The following is a 15815-nucleotide window of genomic DNA, read 5'->3' as shown; positions in this document are numbered from 1 at the left end:
CTTTATTAAATTATACAATAAAATAAGCATTTCGCCAAGTTATAAAAAATAATTTAAAAAAAACAAATAAAATCAAAATAAAAAATAGGAGATAAGGTATCCTGTAAAAGTGACCTCTGAGAAGTTTATATAAGTAAAGTAAAAGGAAGTGATTTCAAAAATTAATGAAAGAAAAAGTAAAATAATATAATTTTTCTATTGCAATATGGAAATCATTGTGCTACTATTATAAAAAATCAAAAAATAAATAACAAATCAAAACAAAAAGACAATAAATCAAAACTAAATTGAATCAATCCCTGTTTGCCGCTTATAAAGCGGAATAAAAAAATATGAGGAGGAAGAAAATGAAAAAGCTAGTAGTATTATCGCTCGCGTTGCTAATTGTTTTTGCAACGCTTTTAACAGGGTGCTCAGGCGCGGAACAACCCGCTGCACAAGAGTCTGAAGCACCTTCGGTCTCTGCCGAGGAAACAGCAACGTCAGAAAAAGAGACTGAGACTTCCGCAGCAGTGGAATCGGGAGAAAAAAGAACGATCGGTACAGTCGTTCTAGATGGAACCAACCCGCATTGTACCTTATTTGAAGAAGGCTTCAGGAGCATTGTGGAAGACAAATACGGTGACGAAGCGATTGTATTGGATGCGGTGGGCGATCCGGAAACATTAATCAACTGTATTTCAGATTTGATGTCGCAGCAGGTGGATGGCATTGTGCTTGAAGCATGCGACGATGAAGCGCCTATTGCTATCCTGAAGGAAGTCAAGGCAATGGGTATCCCGGTAGCCGCCGCCGATATGTATTTGCAAACAACGGAAGACGAAGGGCTGGTTCTTTCGCAGACGATTTCGCAGAATTATGAGGCTGGGGTAGCCGTGGCGGAAGACCTGATCAAACGCGCGGATAGCAAAGAAATGAATGTATGTATTATGGAAATGAAACAAAACAGCAGCGGCATGATGCGGGTTAATGGATTCGTCGACACGATTGCAGGACATGACAACATCAAAATCCTGGAACAGTCCCAGCCCAGCGCGGATTCTGTGGAAGCGAAGCTGGAACTGGCGGAAATCTGGGTGCAAAAGTACGATAATATCGATGCAATTTTTGCATATCATGATGTGGTATCCCTGGCAGCTGTACAGGCGCTGAAAGCGGCTAATATGCTGGACGGCGTCTTGGTTTATGGCGTAGACGGATCGCCGGATGCAATGACGTCAATCAAAAATGGGGAAATGACAGGCACAAGCAAACAACAGCCGGATCAAATGGCAATTTCTTCTGCAGAAGATGTATATACTGTGCTGAATGGCGGAACTATTGACCATGAATGGGAAGTATATATCCCCACAATTTTTGTGGACGCTTCCAACGTAGACGAATATCTTTAAAAATTGAAAATTCTAGAAGAGACGGGAAAATTGTCCCGGCCGGGGACCTCCTTGGTCTCCGGCCGGAAAAAAGGTGGCTAATATGAATGAAACGATTTTGCGAATGGAATCCATCGTAAAAAGCTTTCCCGGTGTAAAAGCACTGCAAAATGTAGACTTTGAATTGCGGGCAGGAGAGGTGCACGCGTTACTGGGTGAAAATGGGGCTGGAAAATCAACACTGATGAAGTGCCTGAGCGGTGTATATCCGGCGGACAGCGGAAAAATTACTCTGTTTGGGGAAAAAATTGCAATCAATACAGTGAACGATGCCATGGATCACGGGATCAGTATGATCCATCAAGAATTTGCCTTAAGTGAACAGCTTTCCGTTGCAGACAATATTTTTATGGGTAGGGAACCGATAGGAAAATTTGGCTTGACCGACAGGAAAGTTCTCCATTCGAAAGCGCAAGAGCTAATTGATAAAGTTGGAGGAAACATCAGCGCCTATTCGTTGGTTGGAATGATCTCGACAGCGCAAAAGCAAATGGTGGAAATTGCAAAGGCGCTCAGTATGAATGTGAAAATTATTATTATGGACGAACCGACAGCAGTGCTTTCCAACCGAGAGGTAGACGCATTGTTCCACCTGATAGAAACGTTGAAGGCCGAAGGAATTTCAATCGTATATATATCACACAGAATGGAAGAAATCTTTCGCATCTGCGACAGAATCACCGTATTACGCGACGGAGCAAAGATTGATACGCTGGAAACCCAAAAGACGACAAATGAACAACTAATCAACATGATGGTTGGCAGAAAACTGGAAGAATATTATACGCGCACCGAACACAAGATCGGCGAAACCCTGATGGAAGTGAGCAATGTAACGCGACTGGATGAACGGGTGAAAAACGCAAGCTTTGAACTGCGCAAAGGAGAGATTATCGGCTTTGCCGGTCTGGTTGGTTCGGGACGGACCGAACTGATGAAGGTGATTTTTGGAATAGACAAGGCCTCGACGGGGCAAATCAGGATTAATAACCAGATTGTCAGGATTAAACATGTCAGGGATGCGATGAAACTGGGAATTGGGTTTGTCTCTGAAGACCGAAAGCTGGAAGGACTTTTTTTGGAACGGGACGTCGAATTCAATATTACAATCGGCGTATTGGATAAATTTTTATCGACATTCCGTCTGAACAGGCAGAAGGAAGATGAAATAGCCGGAAAATATGTCGATATGCTTTCTATAAAAGCTTCTTCCATACAGCAAAAGACACTGAACCTGTCGGGTGGGAACCAACAGAAGGTTGTGCTGTCTAAATGGCTTGCCATATCGCCGGATATCCTGATTCTTGATGAGCCGACGCGCGGTGTCGATGTGGGCGCTAAGGCGGAAATTTACGCACTGATCGATCAACTGGTGCAAAACGGCGTCAGCATCATTATGGTTTCATCCGAAATGCCCGAACTTATTAACATGAGCGACCGCATTTATGTAATGTGTAACGGTGAAATAAAGGCGTGTCTTGATAAAGATGAACTGGAACAAAACACCATACTGAAATATGCCTTGGGGGTATGAAGAATGAATCAGATTACAACGGGAAAAAGCGAATTCAATAATTTTAAAGTCCGTTTTATGGGGGCGTTAAAAACGAATGGAGGCGTTATTCTTGCATTTATTATTGTATTTTTTATCGCCTCAATTGTCTCGTCAAAGTTTTTAACGTTCAATAACCAGATGATTATCCTGAGGACAATCTCTACAACAGCCCTATGTGCATTCGCTATGACCTTTGTCGTGCTTACAAGCGGAATCGACCTTTCGGTAGGCTCGTTTATGTCCCTTGCGGGATGCCTGACTACGATATTGATTTCATGGTATGCGGTTCCGTCGTTTCTGGCTATAGTGGTTTCAATTGGAGTGGGACTGGCGTTTGGTGCGGCAAACGGTCTGATTATTACCAAAATGAATATGCCTCCGTTTATTGCAACTCTGGCGACGATGAACATAATGCGTGGGATATCCTATACAATCACCGGAGGCAAGCCTGTCTCCGTAACAGCGGATAGCCTGTTTGAAAATATTGGAGCGGGCTTTCTGGGCCAAGTGCCGATTGCAGTTATTTATGTAGTGATTGCATTCGTCTTTCTGTGGATGCTTCTGAACCGGACAAGGTTTGGACGCCATATTTATGCGGTAGGCGGAAATCTTACGGCCGCTAAATATTCGGGGATTAATACGGATAAGACGATTTTTCTTGCTTATGTGCTGACAGGCGTGTTTTCCGCCTTCGGGGGAATCATATTGGTATCACGCCTGAATTCCGGCCAGCCGACGATCGGCGAAGGCGCCGAGTTGGATGCGATTGCCGCCTGTATCGTAGGTGGCACAAGCCTTTCGGGCGGATCGGGCACATTGACAGGGACCCTGATTGGTGCCGTATTGATGGGCGTTATCAGCAATATCCTTAATTTGGTTGGAGTTAACGCATTTGTACAGTTGATTGTAAAAGGGCTCATTATTATCTTCTCTGTCTATATTAATACAATACGCAGGCCGGTAAGAAAAGCCAAAAATGCGGAAAGCTGAGTCGGAGGGGAAGGGGCTTCTGCGGGGCCGACCCGCGGTAACAGATGATACAAAAAGTTAAGAAAAGGTTTGGAAAATATCAAAGGAGAAAAAGATATGATGAAAGATAATATTTTTGAGATTGACCACTATGCGATCACTGTACGCGATTTGAAAAAGACACGAGAATTTTATGAAGACATATTGGGATTCGAGTTTGCAGGCCAATTACAAACGGAAAACGGAGACGACGTGCTGGCATACCCTTCTTATGAAGACCTGACGGGGGTTCCAGGGGTAAAATTTAAGATTATGTTTATGAAGGGCTATGGCATAACCCTTGAATTTCTGGAGTATGTTTACCCGGAGGAGATCGTAATTGATACGAAGCCGTATATACGAGGAACAGCACATCTTTGTTTTCATGCCAAGGATGCGGATAAGGCGTACGAAGAGCTTAGTGCAAAAGGTGTAGAGCTTTGCGCGAGCAAAGCAGTCCGCATCGAGGGAGGAACACACGAAGGAGTACGCGCTTTTTATTTTAAGGACCCGGATGGTTTTCTTCTTGAGATTAAGACGGAAGCCAGGGTATAAAAAGACAAGATGGATAGGATGAAACAGGCTGCCTGTTGAAGGCTGCATACAAATATGATGCCGGGGCCGGAAAGAAATCAATTTCAATCAGGCTCTGGCGTCCTTTTTTATCAAATACAAAGCGAGCATGTAAAAAGCTTGAGAAGATATGGGCTTCAGGTTTAAAAGAAAAGGAGGGACGTTCATGAAGCAGGCCTTGGCTGGCGTTTTGACACAGCTAAAAAGAGACGCCCTTTTTCTCCAGAAAGTGTCAAAAGAAGGTTTTTTAAAAAATGAATACGAAGTAGCGCGAAAAATGCCGCCGTCGGTTCCGCCACACCGGAAGGACGATGTGGTGATATGGGTTTATGACGGCGACAATATTTCAGGAATACCACGTGAACGTGATTTCTTTGTATTCCAATATATCTATAGGGGATATGTGTATGAAAATATAAATGGAAAATTACTGCTGCTCCAGGAAGGAGACACCTTCCTTGCGCAGCCAAATGTCAGCCACTGTGTATCCAGACAAAAACTCTCTCCGGTTGCCCAGGATACATGTGTCGTCTATTTCGCAATAAAAAAGGAGCTTTGCCTGCGGTCTTATTTATCGTATATACCGGAAGATACGGACATGCTGCATTTCTTTATGAACCCATTGAGCAGCGGAAATATCGGGCAATATATGGTCGTAAAAGGAAAAAAAAGTATCGATATACGGCAGATCATAGAAAATATCCTGTTTGAATATACCCGAATGGATCGATTTTATACGCGTGTTCTGGACGGACTGTTCGTAACGCTGATTTCATTGCTAGCAAGGAACTGCACAATACTTAATGTGCATATGCAAAGGAATAATGTGATCCTGCCAATCCTTAATTTCCTTCGCTGCAATTATGCTGATGTGACGCTGAAGGAAACAGCGGAAAAGTTCAATTACCATCCAAACTATCTTTGCGCACTCCTGCGCAAGGAAACGGGAAAGAATTTCACTGAATTGGTCCGCGGTTACAGACTGGAAAAGGCCTGCCTTTTACTCAACCATTCTGAAATCCCGGTCAGCGAAATTGCTTCGCTCGTCGGATACTCCAACATCAGCCATTTTTATAGGATATTTAAAGAAAAATACAAGGTGCTTCCTTCAAAATTCCGCACGAATTCCTTCCGGCAGTCGGCGCTTTGAATTTGAGAAAAATGTAAAGCAAATATTTGTTGCCGGAATGGGAAAACGCCCTATATTCCAGATATATTTCCGTCTTTGGAAATAATTTTCATTCTTTCAGAGGCGTCGTCCCAAACGGTGCTCTGTTTCGGTTCGTATTCCTCAAGAACAAAGGAATTGCGGACAACCTCACGTAATTCACCGATATTTGCGATTTCGCCGAGAGCCATTGCCTGTGTCAAAAGATTACCGACGCATGCTCCCTCGATTGGTCCGGCTGTAACCGGTTTCCCGGTGCAATCGGCAGTCATCTGGTTCAATAATTTGTTTTGTGTTCCACCACCGACGATATAAATATGTTCTATGGATTTGCCAGTCAGTGATTCGAGATGTTCTATAGTCCAACGATATTTGAGAGCCAGACTTTCATAAATACAGCGGGCGAGCGCACCTTCCGTTTCAGGAACAGGCTGTCCGGTTCTTTTGCAATATTTTGCGATTTGTGTCGGCATACTTGTTACGCCAAAAAAATCACTATGGCTTGGATCAATTAGAGAGCGAAGCGGAGAAGCAAGTTCCGCTGCGGCTGTAATCTCGCCATAGGACCAATCTTTCCCATTGCGTTTCCATTCTTTTCGGCATTCCTGGAGCAACCAGAGCCCGGTTATATTTTTAAGCGGGCGAAAGCCCCCCTGCACCGTTCCCTCGTTAGAAAAACCATTTTCATACATTTCATCCTGAAAAATAGGACTGTCGGTTTCGATGCCAAATAAAGACCATGTACCGGAGGAACAGAAAGCATAGCTTTCATTTTTGCTCGATACCGGTACCGCCGCTACAGCGGAGGCTGTATCATGAGAACCGACAAGAGCGCAGGGAACATGCCTTAAAGACGCTGTTTCTGCAATCGAGGGCAGGAGCTCTCCGCAAAGCGTACCCGCTGGCATAAGCGGCTGCAGGATATGTTCGGGAATGCCGAGTCTGCGGATTGCTTCACGGTTCCAGTCTTTTAGGGTTGGATTGTACATGGCTGTTGTTGTAGAGATGGTATATTCACTGTGCAGTTCCCCGGTACAGAAGAACGCTAAAAGGTCCGGGATCATGAGCATTGCCTGTGCATTTTCTATGCCGGGGTCACCTTCGTATACCCTGCGGTAGAGCTGATAGAGCGTATTGATCGTGTAGCTGGAGTTCCCGGTTTGGTAAAAAAGCTCACGGCCCGGAATGATTTTATGAACTCGATCCATATCTTCGGCAGTCGTATGCCGGGCGCTGCGCGCATCGGAGAGCAGATATCCGTTTTTATCAATCAATCCATAATCGTTTCCCCACGCGTCGATTCCAAAACATGATAGCGCGCCGACATCCATCAGACCGAATTTTTGAAACGCACATTTGATATTGGAAAAGATATGCAGGATATCCCAGTATACCATCCCACCCATTTCAATATAACTGTTTTCAAATCTATGAATTTCTTCGAGTGTTATTTTTTTTCCATCAAAGCGCCCCAGTATTCCCCTCCCGTTGCTGGACCCGAGGTCTAATGCAAGCAGGTTCAGCTGATTCTTTTCCATCTTATTTCCCCCCTGTGTGCGAGAATTTTTCGATAGGACGTTTCCTTTGTTTCGATCTTAATCCACTCATTTCGGTATGTCAACGCACTCATTATGATTCGACAATGTATTCCTTAAGGCAGGACAATGTAATTGGATGCCTCCAAATGTAAAATGAATTCGAACCAACCGGAAGGCTGTGCACAATTCACAGATACCCACGTATAATCCGGAAAACTGAAAAAAATCTACCCATACAGGAGGTATAGTATGACTTATTCCAAACGCCTTGAACAGGAATGCCCAACCCGCTTTTTTGTAAATAATCCGACTCCTTCCGAAGCGAAAGACGCGCTGGAAGTTGGCAATGTAATTGGCATGGTCACCAATGGTAATTATCTCCAGCGGATGTTGACAATGCCGGAGACGCGGGACGATACGATTGCCGTAATTGACCAATATATCAAAGAAGGCATCGAGGACGACCAACTGATTGTTGCTCTTGCAGCCCAGCATGCCGTAGGCAATTGCGCAAAATACTTCATGCCGATGTATGAAGAATCACAGGGCGAATTTGGATGGGCGGCAATACAGGGAAACCCCAACCGTGACACGGACTATGATTTTATGATTGCGGAAGCTAAACGTTTCTATCACTGCATTCCCAATATGCGTGTTAAATTTCCGGCAACGGCGGAAGCAATACAAGCGCTTGAGACGATGACTGCCGAAGGGAAAGCGACGCTTGCAACCTGCGGGTTTTCCGTACGATATGGCGTGGAAGCAATGGAGGCCTATGTCCGTGGCTGCAAAAAAGCGAAAGGTATCGTTCCGCGGTTATATGTCACAATATTGGCAGGACATGTTGATGAATACTTGGAAAAATACGTCAAAGCCAATGGAATCGATATAGATCATGATATCCTTGCAAACGCAGGATGCGAAATTGCGAAAGAGCTTTATAAGATTTGGTATGAAAACTACCAGGATATAAATTGCCGGATTCTTGGAGGGTGCCGTGAGGCTTATCATTTTACGGAAATGGTTCCGGGGGATATGGCTGTCACCGTGAATTACGATTTTATTCAAAAATTGAACGAGCTTGATCCGCCGTTTGTTCCCCGAATCGATCAGCGCGTGACTGGAGCCGTATTTACAGAACTTTCGGAAAAACTTCCGGCTTTTGCTTACTCGGCATCGTCTGAAAGCAAAGAATATATTCACTGGTCATTGGTGCCAACATCCCTGTATTTTAGAAATTACGTACGTAAAGGATGGAATAATGCTGTGGCGATGGTAAGGGAGCGGCGCGTATTATTCCGGTAAAGCTATATCTGTCCAATCGACTTATTTATGAATCTTGAAAGGAGCCAGTGCTCCAGAGTGAGAGTGGAAATCTCCGGTTTACCGGAGATTTTCTGCTTTTGTCTACAATCAAAGGCGGTTTTCCATGCTAGGATATTTATGGTAGAATGATAACACGGAGGACGACCCAATGAAAAAGCATTTACGTATTACGGCCCTGGCGGCGGCGATCCTGCTTGTGGCGGCAGTGGCAGGCGGATGCGGCCTTATGCGCACGATTGTTACAGAAACGCTCGACGAGATAAGCAGCGCAAGGCCATCTCCGTCCTTTTCCCCGCAGCCGTTTCCGTCGCTTGACCCGCAGGATACGGAGGCGACGCCTTTTTCCGAAATCGAATATGTGCATCCCGATGTGGAGGAAACCGCCGCGCGGTTTTATGAAATGGCGGATGAAATCGACGTATGTGAGGATGCACAGGAGTTAAAGGACCTGTTTGAAGAGGGGGAAGCCCTTTACCAGGATTATAACACCATGATGAACCTCGCCTCGCTGATGAGCACCATGGACCTTGCGGACGAAAAATGGGCGGAAGAGGAAGCGTATACCGCGCAGGGATTCACAGCGGTGGATATGGCGTATGAGGAATATTATATCGCGCTGTATTACTCCCCGTTTCGTGAAGAAATCGAGCAAAACTGGCAGCCGGGATATTTTGACAATGTAGTTCAGGACGAGGAATGGTATGCGGAAGGGACGCGGGAGCTTTACGAGCGCGAGGCGGCCCTGCTCTCCGAATATGCGCAGAAGCGCGCGACGGCGAAGGTCTTGTGGGACGGGCAGGAGCTTTCCTATGAAGATATCAATATGATAGGAGACACAGACGAATATTATGGCGCGCTTGCCGCGTGGCATGAGGCGTATGAGCCTGTGCTGGGTGATATTTATGTGGAGCTCGTTAAAACCAGGAACGAGCTGGCACAGGTGCTGGGCTATGATAATTATACTGAAATGGTATTCGCGCAGAATGGCAAAGATTATTCGCCTGAAATGATGGAAACCATGACCGGTGAAATCGTCGAGTACCTTGTTCCTGTTTACACGGAAATTTGGGATTACCCGATCGAGGGAGAAGCCGAATATGAAAAGTGGGCCGATTTCCTGCAGAGCACGTTTTATGATATGGACAGTACGCTGGGCGGCAATTTCCAGCTGATGCGGGAGTATGGCCTGATCGATTGGGAGCCGCGCACGGATAAGAGCCCGGGAGCGTATACGACCTATTTGGATACATATTATTCACCGTTTGTACTGATGTCTTATACGGGAGACGAATACAGCATGACAACGCTTGTCCATGAATTCGGGCATTTCAATAATTACCTCGAAACGGGAGTGATTGCGGAAGCGAGGGATGTTTCGGAAATCTATTCGCAGGCGCTGGAACTTTTGGCGTCCAACCATTACGGGGAGTATTTTGGGGAAGAAACCGGGTATGAAATGCAGTATAATACGCTCTCTGACAAACTGGACTCCTTTGTTGAGCAGGCCTATTATACGGCGGTGGAACAGGAGGTGTATTCCCTTGACCCGGAAGGGGTTACGCTCGAAGCGGTAGAAGAAATCGCCGGGCGGCAGGCGGAACGGTTCGGGCTTACATCAAACCGTTATGAAGACCAGTACGCATACGACTGGGTTGCCATACCGCATATTTACGAGTCGCCTTACTATACATTCGCCTATGCGACCTCCGCCGACATTGCGGTGCAATTGTGGGAGCTTTCGCTGGCGGACGAGCAGGCCGCCATGGATGTTTACCAAAAACTCCTTCTCCGGGAGGAAAGCACGGACTTTATTGCCAACGCACAGGCGGCAGGGCTTGCAAGTCCGTTTGACGAAGGGGAAATACGGCGTATAGGAGAACTGTTCGAGGCCTGTCTGGTGGAAGAAGATTGGGGCGGCGCGCTGGCAGACGCGGCATGACGCCGCATCCGGGAGCGTCTCGAAATTTTAATGTTTCCGTATGGAGGAAGGGTGTATCTTAATACCAAAGAAAACCGGCGGATCACGGATAATCGAACGTCCTAAATCAACGTATCGCTGAATCTCACCGGTTTTTGAAATGAATCAAAAACAAGAGGTGTTAAACATGGAAGCGATGGAAAGAGCAGGCAGAAAAGTGGACGAAGCGATGACGAAGGCGGCGGACAAGACCAAGGAAGGCATCAGCAAGGCGTCGTCCAAAATGCACCAGGCCGGAACAAAAGCCAACAACGCGGTGCAACGTAAAACGTCCAAATAGTTTCATAATAAAGAACCGTTTGCGCACAGCCCCCCTGTATGCAAACGGTTTTTTATATAAGGGAAGAAACAGGCGTTTGTATTTGCAAAAAAATGTCGGCCCGGTATAATAGTAGGGGAGGCTTTTATGGGAAACGTAAAGACAAACGCAATGCGCATGCTGGACCGCGCGGGAATTGCTTATAAGACGCATTCCTATGAAGCGGCGGATGGCGCTGTGGACGGTGTGACCGCGGCGAAAAAGCTGGGAGTTGCGCCGGAAAAGGTGTTTAAAACGCTGGTAACCCAGGGCGCGGACAGGCAGTATTTTGTATTTGTCATCCCGGTGGAACGCGAGCTTGACCTTAAAAAAGCGGCGCGCGCCGTTGGTGAAAAAAATGTGGAGATGATCCACGTGAAAGATTTAAACAAGGTGACAGGCTACATCCGCGGAGGATGCTCGCCCATTGGGATGAAAAAGGCTTATGGAACGGTTATAGACCGGTCGTGCGAAGCGTTTTCGGAAATATTGGTGAGCGCGGGAAAAATCGGGCAGCAGATAGAGCTTGCGCCGAAGGATTTGGCCGACGCGGCAAAAGCGCAAATTGCCGACCTTGTACGGGAATAGAAGGATATTTGAAGGAACGTTGCAATTATGATGAATTTAGAGCAGTTAAAAGAGTATCTTACGGAAAATAAAGTTGTTTTCGAGTTGCAGGAGCATGAGGAACCGCTTGCCGGGGCAAAGGACGCGGCGAAATATTTCGACGCGGAGCTGGTTACCGCCGTGTACGCAATCAATACGGAGCGTGGGTTGGCGGCGATGGTGGTGAATGCCAGCAGAACCAGCATGGATACGGAATCGATCAATTATGTACTCGGATATAAGGTAAGCGGCATGGCGGACCCGAAAATTGTTAAACAGGCCACGGGATATGAAGCGAAATTCCTGCCGCTTATCGGCCACGGCCTGCCCATTTTATTTGATAAGGGAATGACAATACACGACTATATTTATGGGAGCACGGGCGACCCTAACCACACGATTAAGCTGCGGCCGGAGGATGTGATTCGCCTGAATACGATGCTGGCGTTTGTGGAGTAAAAGCGATTCCGGTTCCAGCAAAAGATGTCGGGAGGATGTCATGTAAAAGGCCGGGAATTTGTGATAGAATGCTAGTATGGAAGAAGTGAAGGGAGTACGTGAAAGCGTGCTCTCTTTTGTTATGGAAAAAAATGGAGGAAAAGGAAATGAGAGGAGAGAGAAGCAGGAAAGCGCGGGAAGCAAACGAGAGACGAAGCAGGGAAGAGGCGGAAGCGAGACGGCGGCGGGAACGGGCAGCGGCGCGGGCAAACACAGCGCCCGCGGGAGGCAGGACGCAAACATGGGAGACGGCACAGCCGGGAAAGAAAAAAACGGCGAACGATTATTACGAGGAGAAACGGAAGAAGCGGGAAAAGGACCGGAAGGAAATTGACGCGGCATTCAGCAAAGCGATGGAGGAAACCCAAAAGATGCTGCGGGAACGGGATTTAGGGCTTATCGACCACCTTGACAGGAGCACGGGGGATACGGTGTATAACCAAAACTATTACGACCTGTTCGGAATGCCGGAAGGCGGGAAGGATTTCAACAGGCGTGTAGAACGGACGCGAAACTGGGACAAGCTGACGGACAGCGGAAAATATGACCGGATGGTGTATATCCAGGAGGAGCAAGAGAGACGGAGAAAAGGCATACCGGAAAGCACGGGAATGGTATATAATAAAGGCAACGCGGGGCGTGGGACGCAGGAAGGCCGCGGGCCGGAAGAAAACAAGGACGCGGTGTGGAGCGGGCCGTACCGAATCGGGAAACCGGAAGGGATTTCGGAGCAGGAATGGTTGGCAATGGATGCAAAGGGACGGCTCCGCGCAGTCCACAAGGGGGAAGGCCGGAAAGCGCGGGATGCATGGAACGCGGGGGAACGGAAACCGCGGGAAGGGTCTGCCGACACGAAGGGATACGACGCCTGGGAAGCGCTTGCGGAAGCGGCAGGAAAAATGGGAACGGACGAGGGAACGCTGCGGGAGTATCTTGCGGGGAACCCCGGCATAACGCTTCCGAACGGACTGAACGCCGAGAAGATGAGGGCGAGCGGCCGGAAGGATATGGTGCAGTCCTTGGCCGCGGAGACAAATAACGGGCATAAGCAACCGGGCTATGAGGATGCGCCGGATGAATTAAAGCGGATGTATGATATCCTTGGCGAAGGAGATAGCGGGAAAGGAATTTCATTTGAAGGATTAGAGGAATCGTTTGGGCGGGAAATGAATTTTGAACTGGATAATGAAGGGAATATAATTGGAGACTACCGGGAGGCAATCAAAGACAGGATTGAGGAACAATACCCGGATGTAAGTGAAAAAGACAGGAATGATTTGCTGGAAGGGACATTACTGTTTTTAAGGGCGGAGCACGATAAGCAAAATGCAGACCCGGAAAAAGTAGTCGATGTAACCGACAAATACCAGGAAATGATAGAGGGTTCGATGAATAATCCGGTATGGCAGACAGAAATGCTTGGATTTGGGCCGTTTAGGGGAAAATACTATTTGAAGGATGATCCGCAGAAAATTGAAGATTTGTGCGGAGACCAGATTCCGAAGGATATTATGGACGAGGCAAAACGCATCGGCGGGGTCGAGGGAGTTTCTTATCTGATGCAGGAGGGCTACGGATATTTCCGCGTAGGGGATAAGATTATGAATGCGGAGGAGCTTGGGAACTATTCGCTGGGCGTGATTGCAACGAAAAAAGGATATAGCAAGCAGGAAGGATATGGTGCCGCGAGCATAGATGCATTTTTCCAATGGTTAAAAAATTTTGGGAAGAAGGGCATAGGCTCCGCCGGTGGTGAAATCTATGATAAGTATTACCAGACGATGGGAATGAATGATAAAGATGAATGGATGATACCATCTAAGCCTAATATGCTAAGTCATAAATTGTGAAGGGAAGATAGGAATGGACGAAAAAGCACACAGGAAAAGATGGGAACAGGATTTGTATACCAAAAGGATGAGCCCGCTTCATATTGCGGCAGTTGCAGTCGTTATTTTTGCGCTATGGGCAGCATTTAGCGATATAGAAGGTATTCCCTTTTTGGTATGTGCATGCTTGGGAAGCAGTGCGGCGATTGCCTTAGCAATCGTCTATATTAAAGCATTGCGCCTCGATGCGCTGGAGGCGCTGAAACCGATTTGCGGTGCATTAATTATATTGTTCTTTATATGCCCGATCCCCCACATGGTGCCGGAAACGTGGCCTTATCATCCACAGGTTTGGCTACGTGGGACGCGGGGGTTGGCGAGCCTGATCGTGATCGGGTTAGCGGTTTTTTATCTTATCAAAGCAAAGAAGCAGGGACGGCGCACGAGTGGGATGGTCGTATGCCTTGTTTTCGGGATATTGCTCTGCATGGCCTGTTTGACGACTACGGTATAGCGGAGAATCATAGAAGCGTCGGCCCCGGCAGTCTTTCCATGAAAACAGGCGAAACACGGATTATCCAAAAAGGAGGGAAGAGAATGAAAAAGGTTATTATTATCGACAGACGATAGAGGTGGGTGCAAAAAATAAAGTATTTCCAGACGATGGGAATGGATGACGCGGATAAATGGGGAAATTAAACCTAATTTACGAACGAAATATGGGAGGGGAGGAAATGAAGCAAAGCAGGGCAAGACAAATATGGATTATTTCATTTGTTGCAACAATCGTTTTAATGGTTGCCTACGTGGGAGGCATTTTTGCCGGGGAGGGAATCTATCTTACGGACAGTAAGGCTCATGCAATAGTTACAAGAGTATCCGATATAAGCGCGATGGCAGCCGCGGTCACGACTGTAATCGCGGCTGTCAGTTTTATACGATACAAGAAAATGAAGGGAATTGAAAAGATAAAACCGATTTGTATTGCCCTGCTGACCGTATGGGTTACTTCACCGGTATGGACTATATTTTTAGACATACCGGTAACCGGGCATATGGGAGACTTCCTTGTAGGATTATCTATTCTCGTAACATTGGTGGCAGGATTTGGAGTCCTTGTTTTGTCGATCATTTATTTAGTATACTCATGGGGACAAAAAACGGCAAAATACCCTGTGGTTATTTGCCTTTCGATCGTGTCGACAGTATATTTGCTTGCGGTATCAATGTAAAAACAACTCCGTTCGGCTGTTTTGCAGCAAAAGTGTTATATGATGAAGGGAGGATAGGAATGAACGAAAAGGAATGCAGGCAATTTTTAACGACCGACTTTTAGGAGGCGTTTATGAAGGCAATAAAGAGAAGGCCTAATTATTGGGACTGGTTTTGGACAATGCTTAGTGCGCGGGAAAACTATTTTCCATATCAGGACAGAGCCGAAAGAACTGCGTTGAGGAATTTGGATTGCGACGAGCAGGAAAAATTATTTATTGCTATGGAGGTAGCAGGGGCAGGAATTGCCGCCGCAATCATAATATTCTTGTTTTTTCATGCTTATGAAATATGGTATTCAATTCTCTTTTCGATCCTATTCTGTATGATGTGGGGAATGATAATGCTATTAGAGTATATTCCGTTCAGAATATATCAAAAATACAGCGAAACCGATACTGAACCGGATTTAGAAAAGAAAATTGCAAAAAAAGTGAAAAGGAATCAGATTTCATGGGTCGCTTTGCCCATAGGGCTTATTATCCTTGAGACAATTTTAAGGGGAAGTATATTGGGGTGAATGCACGAGAATTGCGCCAAGGCGGCGAACGCGGGCGTACAGGTGATAACAGCCTGAATTCTCCGTTGTACAAGGGAAACAATGAAAAAGGTTTTGGCAGTGTGCGGCCCTGCGGGGCAAGAATGATACTGTACTGGAAAGCCCGGATATCCGGGCTTTTTTAATGCGAAGCGAAATCCCCCCGCTGCGCGGGGGAGTTCAAAAAAGGCGAAGCCG

The 15815-nt window shown here is 46.5% G+C and carries 15 protein-coding genes; 14 read left to right on the top strand and 1 reads right to left on the bottom strand.

Going from position 1 to position 15815, the window contains the following annotated elements; all coding sequences use genetic code 11:
- Nucleotides 1–347: 347 nt before the first annotated feature.
- The 5 genes from BBD38_RS05175 (at nt 348) to BBD38_RS05155 (ending at nt 5716) form a co-directional block, all read left to right on the top strand.
- Complete coding sequence (locus BBD38_RS05175; RefSeq protein WP_172807763.1) at nt 348–1391, top strand: substrate-binding domain-containing protein; 1044 nt, start codon at nt 348–350, stop codon at nt 1389–1391.
- 82 nt (nt 1392–1473) lie between these two features.
- Nucleotides 1474–2964 (top strand): sugar ABC transporter ATP-binding protein, encoded by a 1491-nt coding sequence (locus tag BBD38_RS05170; RefSeq protein WP_066685467.1) that lies wholly within the window; start codon nt 1474–1476, stop codon nt 2962–2964.
- 3 nt (nt 2965–2967) lie between these two features.
- Complete coding sequence (locus BBD38_RS05165) at nt 2968–3975, top strand: ABC transporter permease (RefSeq protein WP_082989497.1); 1008 nt, start codon at nt 2968–2970, stop codon at nt 3973–3975.
- A gap of 96 nt (nt 3976–4071) precedes the next feature.
- Entirely contained in the window at nt 4072–4548 is a 477-nt protein-coding gene (locus tag BBD38_RS05160; protein ID WP_066685465.1) for a VOC family protein, read from the top strand.
- A gap of 184 nt (nt 4549–4732) precedes the next feature.
- On the top strand, nt 4733–5716 hold the full coding sequence (locus BBD38_RS05155) for an AraC family transcriptional regulator (protein WP_066685461.1): 984 nt from the start codon (nt 4733–4735) through the stop codon (nt 5714–5716).
- Between the two features lie 50 nt (nt 5717–5766).
- Here the strand turns inward: BBD38_RS05155 and BBD38_RS05150 are convergent, their stop codons facing one another.
- Nucleotides 5767–7272 carry a rhamnulokinase gene (locus tag BBD38_RS05150; protein WP_066685456.1) on the bottom strand — a complete coding sequence of 502 codons (1506 nt, stop codon included), beginning with the start codon at nt 7270–7272 and terminating at the stop codon, nt 5767–5769.
- A gap of 249 nt (nt 7273–7521) precedes the next feature.
- Between BBD38_RS05150 and BBD38_RS05145 the strand changes: the two genes are divergently transcribed.
- The 9 genes from BBD38_RS05145 to BBD38_RS05110 all read left to right on the top strand — a co-directional run bounded on the left by BBD38_RS05145 (nt 7522) and on the right by BBD38_RS05110 (nt 15599).
- Nucleotides 7522–8577 carry a transaldolase family protein gene (locus BBD38_RS05145; protein WP_066685454.1) on the top strand — a complete coding sequence of 352 codons (1056 nt, stop codon included), beginning with the start codon at nt 7522–7524 and terminating at the stop codon, nt 8575–8577.
- A gap of 169 nt (nt 8578–8746) precedes the next feature.
- Complete coding sequence (locus BBD38_RS05140) at nt 8747–10537, top strand: M3 family metallopeptidase (RefSeq protein WP_066685452.1); 1791 nt, start codon at nt 8747–8749, stop codon at nt 10535–10537.
- Between the two features lie 139 nt (nt 10538–10676).
- Entirely contained in the window at nt 10677–10856 is a 180-nt protein-coding gene (locus BBD38_RS14455; protein WP_172807762.1) for a hypothetical protein, read from the top strand.
- A gap of 126 nt (nt 10857–10982) precedes the next feature.
- Entirely contained in the window at nt 10983–11462 is a 480-nt protein-coding gene (gene ybaK, locus BBD38_RS05135) for a Cys-tRNA(Pro) deacylase (RefSeq protein ID WP_066685450.1), read from the top strand.
- 27 nt (nt 11463–11489) lie between these two features.
- Complete coding sequence (locus tag BBD38_RS05130) at nt 11490–11939, top strand: aminoacyl-tRNA deacylase (RefSeq protein WP_066685448.1); 450 nt, start codon at nt 11490–11492, stop codon at nt 11937–11939.
- A gap of 146 nt (nt 11940–12085) precedes the next feature.
- Nucleotides 12086–13828 carry a hypothetical protein gene (locus BBD38_RS05125; protein WP_147568095.1) on the top strand — a complete coding sequence of 581 codons (1743 nt, stop codon included), beginning with the start codon at nt 12086–12088 and terminating at the stop codon, nt 13826–13828.
- Nucleotides 13829–13841: 13 nt separating this feature from the next.
- Nucleotides 13842–14321, top strand: coding sequence for a hypothetical protein (locus tag BBD38_RS05120; protein WP_066685444.1), 480 nt, complete (start codon nt 13842–13844; stop codon nt 14319–14321).
- A 220-nt stretch (nt 14322–14541) separates the two neighbouring features.
- Nucleotides 14542–15039 carry a hypothetical protein gene (locus BBD38_RS05115; RefSeq protein ID WP_147568094.1) on the top strand — a complete coding sequence of 166 codons (498 nt, stop codon included), beginning with the start codon at nt 14542–14544 and terminating at the stop codon, nt 15037–15039.
- A gap of 113 nt (nt 15040–15152) precedes the next feature.
- Nucleotides 15153–15599 (top strand): hypothetical protein, encoded by a 447-nt coding sequence (locus BBD38_RS05110; RefSeq protein ID WP_066685440.1) that lies wholly within the window; start codon nt 15153–15155, stop codon nt 15597–15599.
- The last annotated feature ends 216 nt before the right edge of the window (nt 15600–15815 follow it).

Origin of the sequence: Christensenella intestinihominis (assembly GCF_001678845.1) — a bacterium.
GTDB classification, from domain to species: domain Bacteria; phylum Bacillota; class Clostridia; order Christensenellales; family Christensenellaceae; genus Christensenella; species Christensenella intestinihominis.
This window is presented reverse-complemented; position numbering and strand designations above follow the sequence as displayed.

Excerpts from the sequence above, each read along its gene's own strand:
- BBD38_RS05175 (WP_172807763.1), top strand. The coding sequence starts at position 348 with ATGAAAAAGCTAGTAGTATTATCGCTCGCGTTGCTAATTGTTTTTGCA.
- BBD38_RS05170 (WP_066685467.1), top strand. The coding sequence starts at position 1,474 with ATGAATGAAACGATTTTGCGAATGGAATCCATCGTAAAAAGCTTTCCC.
- BBD38_RS05165 (WP_082989497.1), top strand. The coding sequence starts at position 2,968 with ATGAATCAGATTACAACGGGAAAAAGCGAATTCAATAATTTTAAAGTC.
- BBD38_RS05160 (WP_066685465.1), top strand. The coding sequence starts at position 4,072 with ATGATGAAAGATAATATTTTTGAGATTGACCACTATGCGATCACTGTA.
- BBD38_RS05155 (WP_066685461.1), top strand. The coding sequence starts at position 4,733 with ATGAAGCAGGCCTTGGCTGGCGTTTTGACACAGCTAAAAAGAGACGCC.
- BBD38_RS05150 (WP_066685456.1), bottom strand. The coding sequence starts at position 7,272 with ATGGAAAAGAATCAGCTGAACCTGCTTGCATTAGACCTCGGGTCCAGC.
- BBD38_RS05145 (WP_066685454.1), top strand. The coding sequence starts at position 7,522 with ATGACTTATTCCAAACGCCTTGAACAGGAATGCCCAACCCGCTTTTTT.
- BBD38_RS05140 (WP_066685452.1), top strand. The coding sequence starts at position 8,747 with ATGAAAAAGCATTTACGTATTACGGCCCTGGCGGCGGCGATCCTGCTT.
- BBD38_RS14455 (WP_172807762.1), top strand. The coding sequence starts at position 10,677 with ATGAATCAAAAACAAGAGGTGTTAAACATGGAAGCGATGGAAAGAGCA.
- ybaK (WP_066685450.1), top strand. The coding sequence starts at position 10,983 with ATGGGAAACGTAAAGACAAACGCAATGCGCATGCTGGACCGCGCGGGA.
- BBD38_RS05130 (WP_066685448.1), top strand. The coding sequence starts at position 11,490 with ATGATGAATTTAGAGCAGTTAAAAGAGTATCTTACGGAAAATAAAGTT.
- BBD38_RS05125 (WP_147568095.1), top strand. The coding sequence starts at position 12,086 with ATGAGAGGAGAGAGAAGCAGGAAAGCGCGGGAAGCAAACGAGAGACGA.
- BBD38_RS05120 (WP_066685444.1), top strand. The coding sequence starts at position 13,842 with ATGGACGAAAAAGCACACAGGAAAAGATGGGAACAGGATTTGTATACC.
- BBD38_RS05115 (WP_147568094.1), top strand. The coding sequence starts at position 14,542 with ATGAAGCAAAGCAGGGCAAGACAAATATGGATTATTTCATTTGTTGCA.
- BBD38_RS05110 (WP_066685440.1), top strand. The coding sequence starts at position 15,153 with ATGAAGGCAATAAAGAGAAGGCCTAATTATTGGGACTGGTTTTGGACA.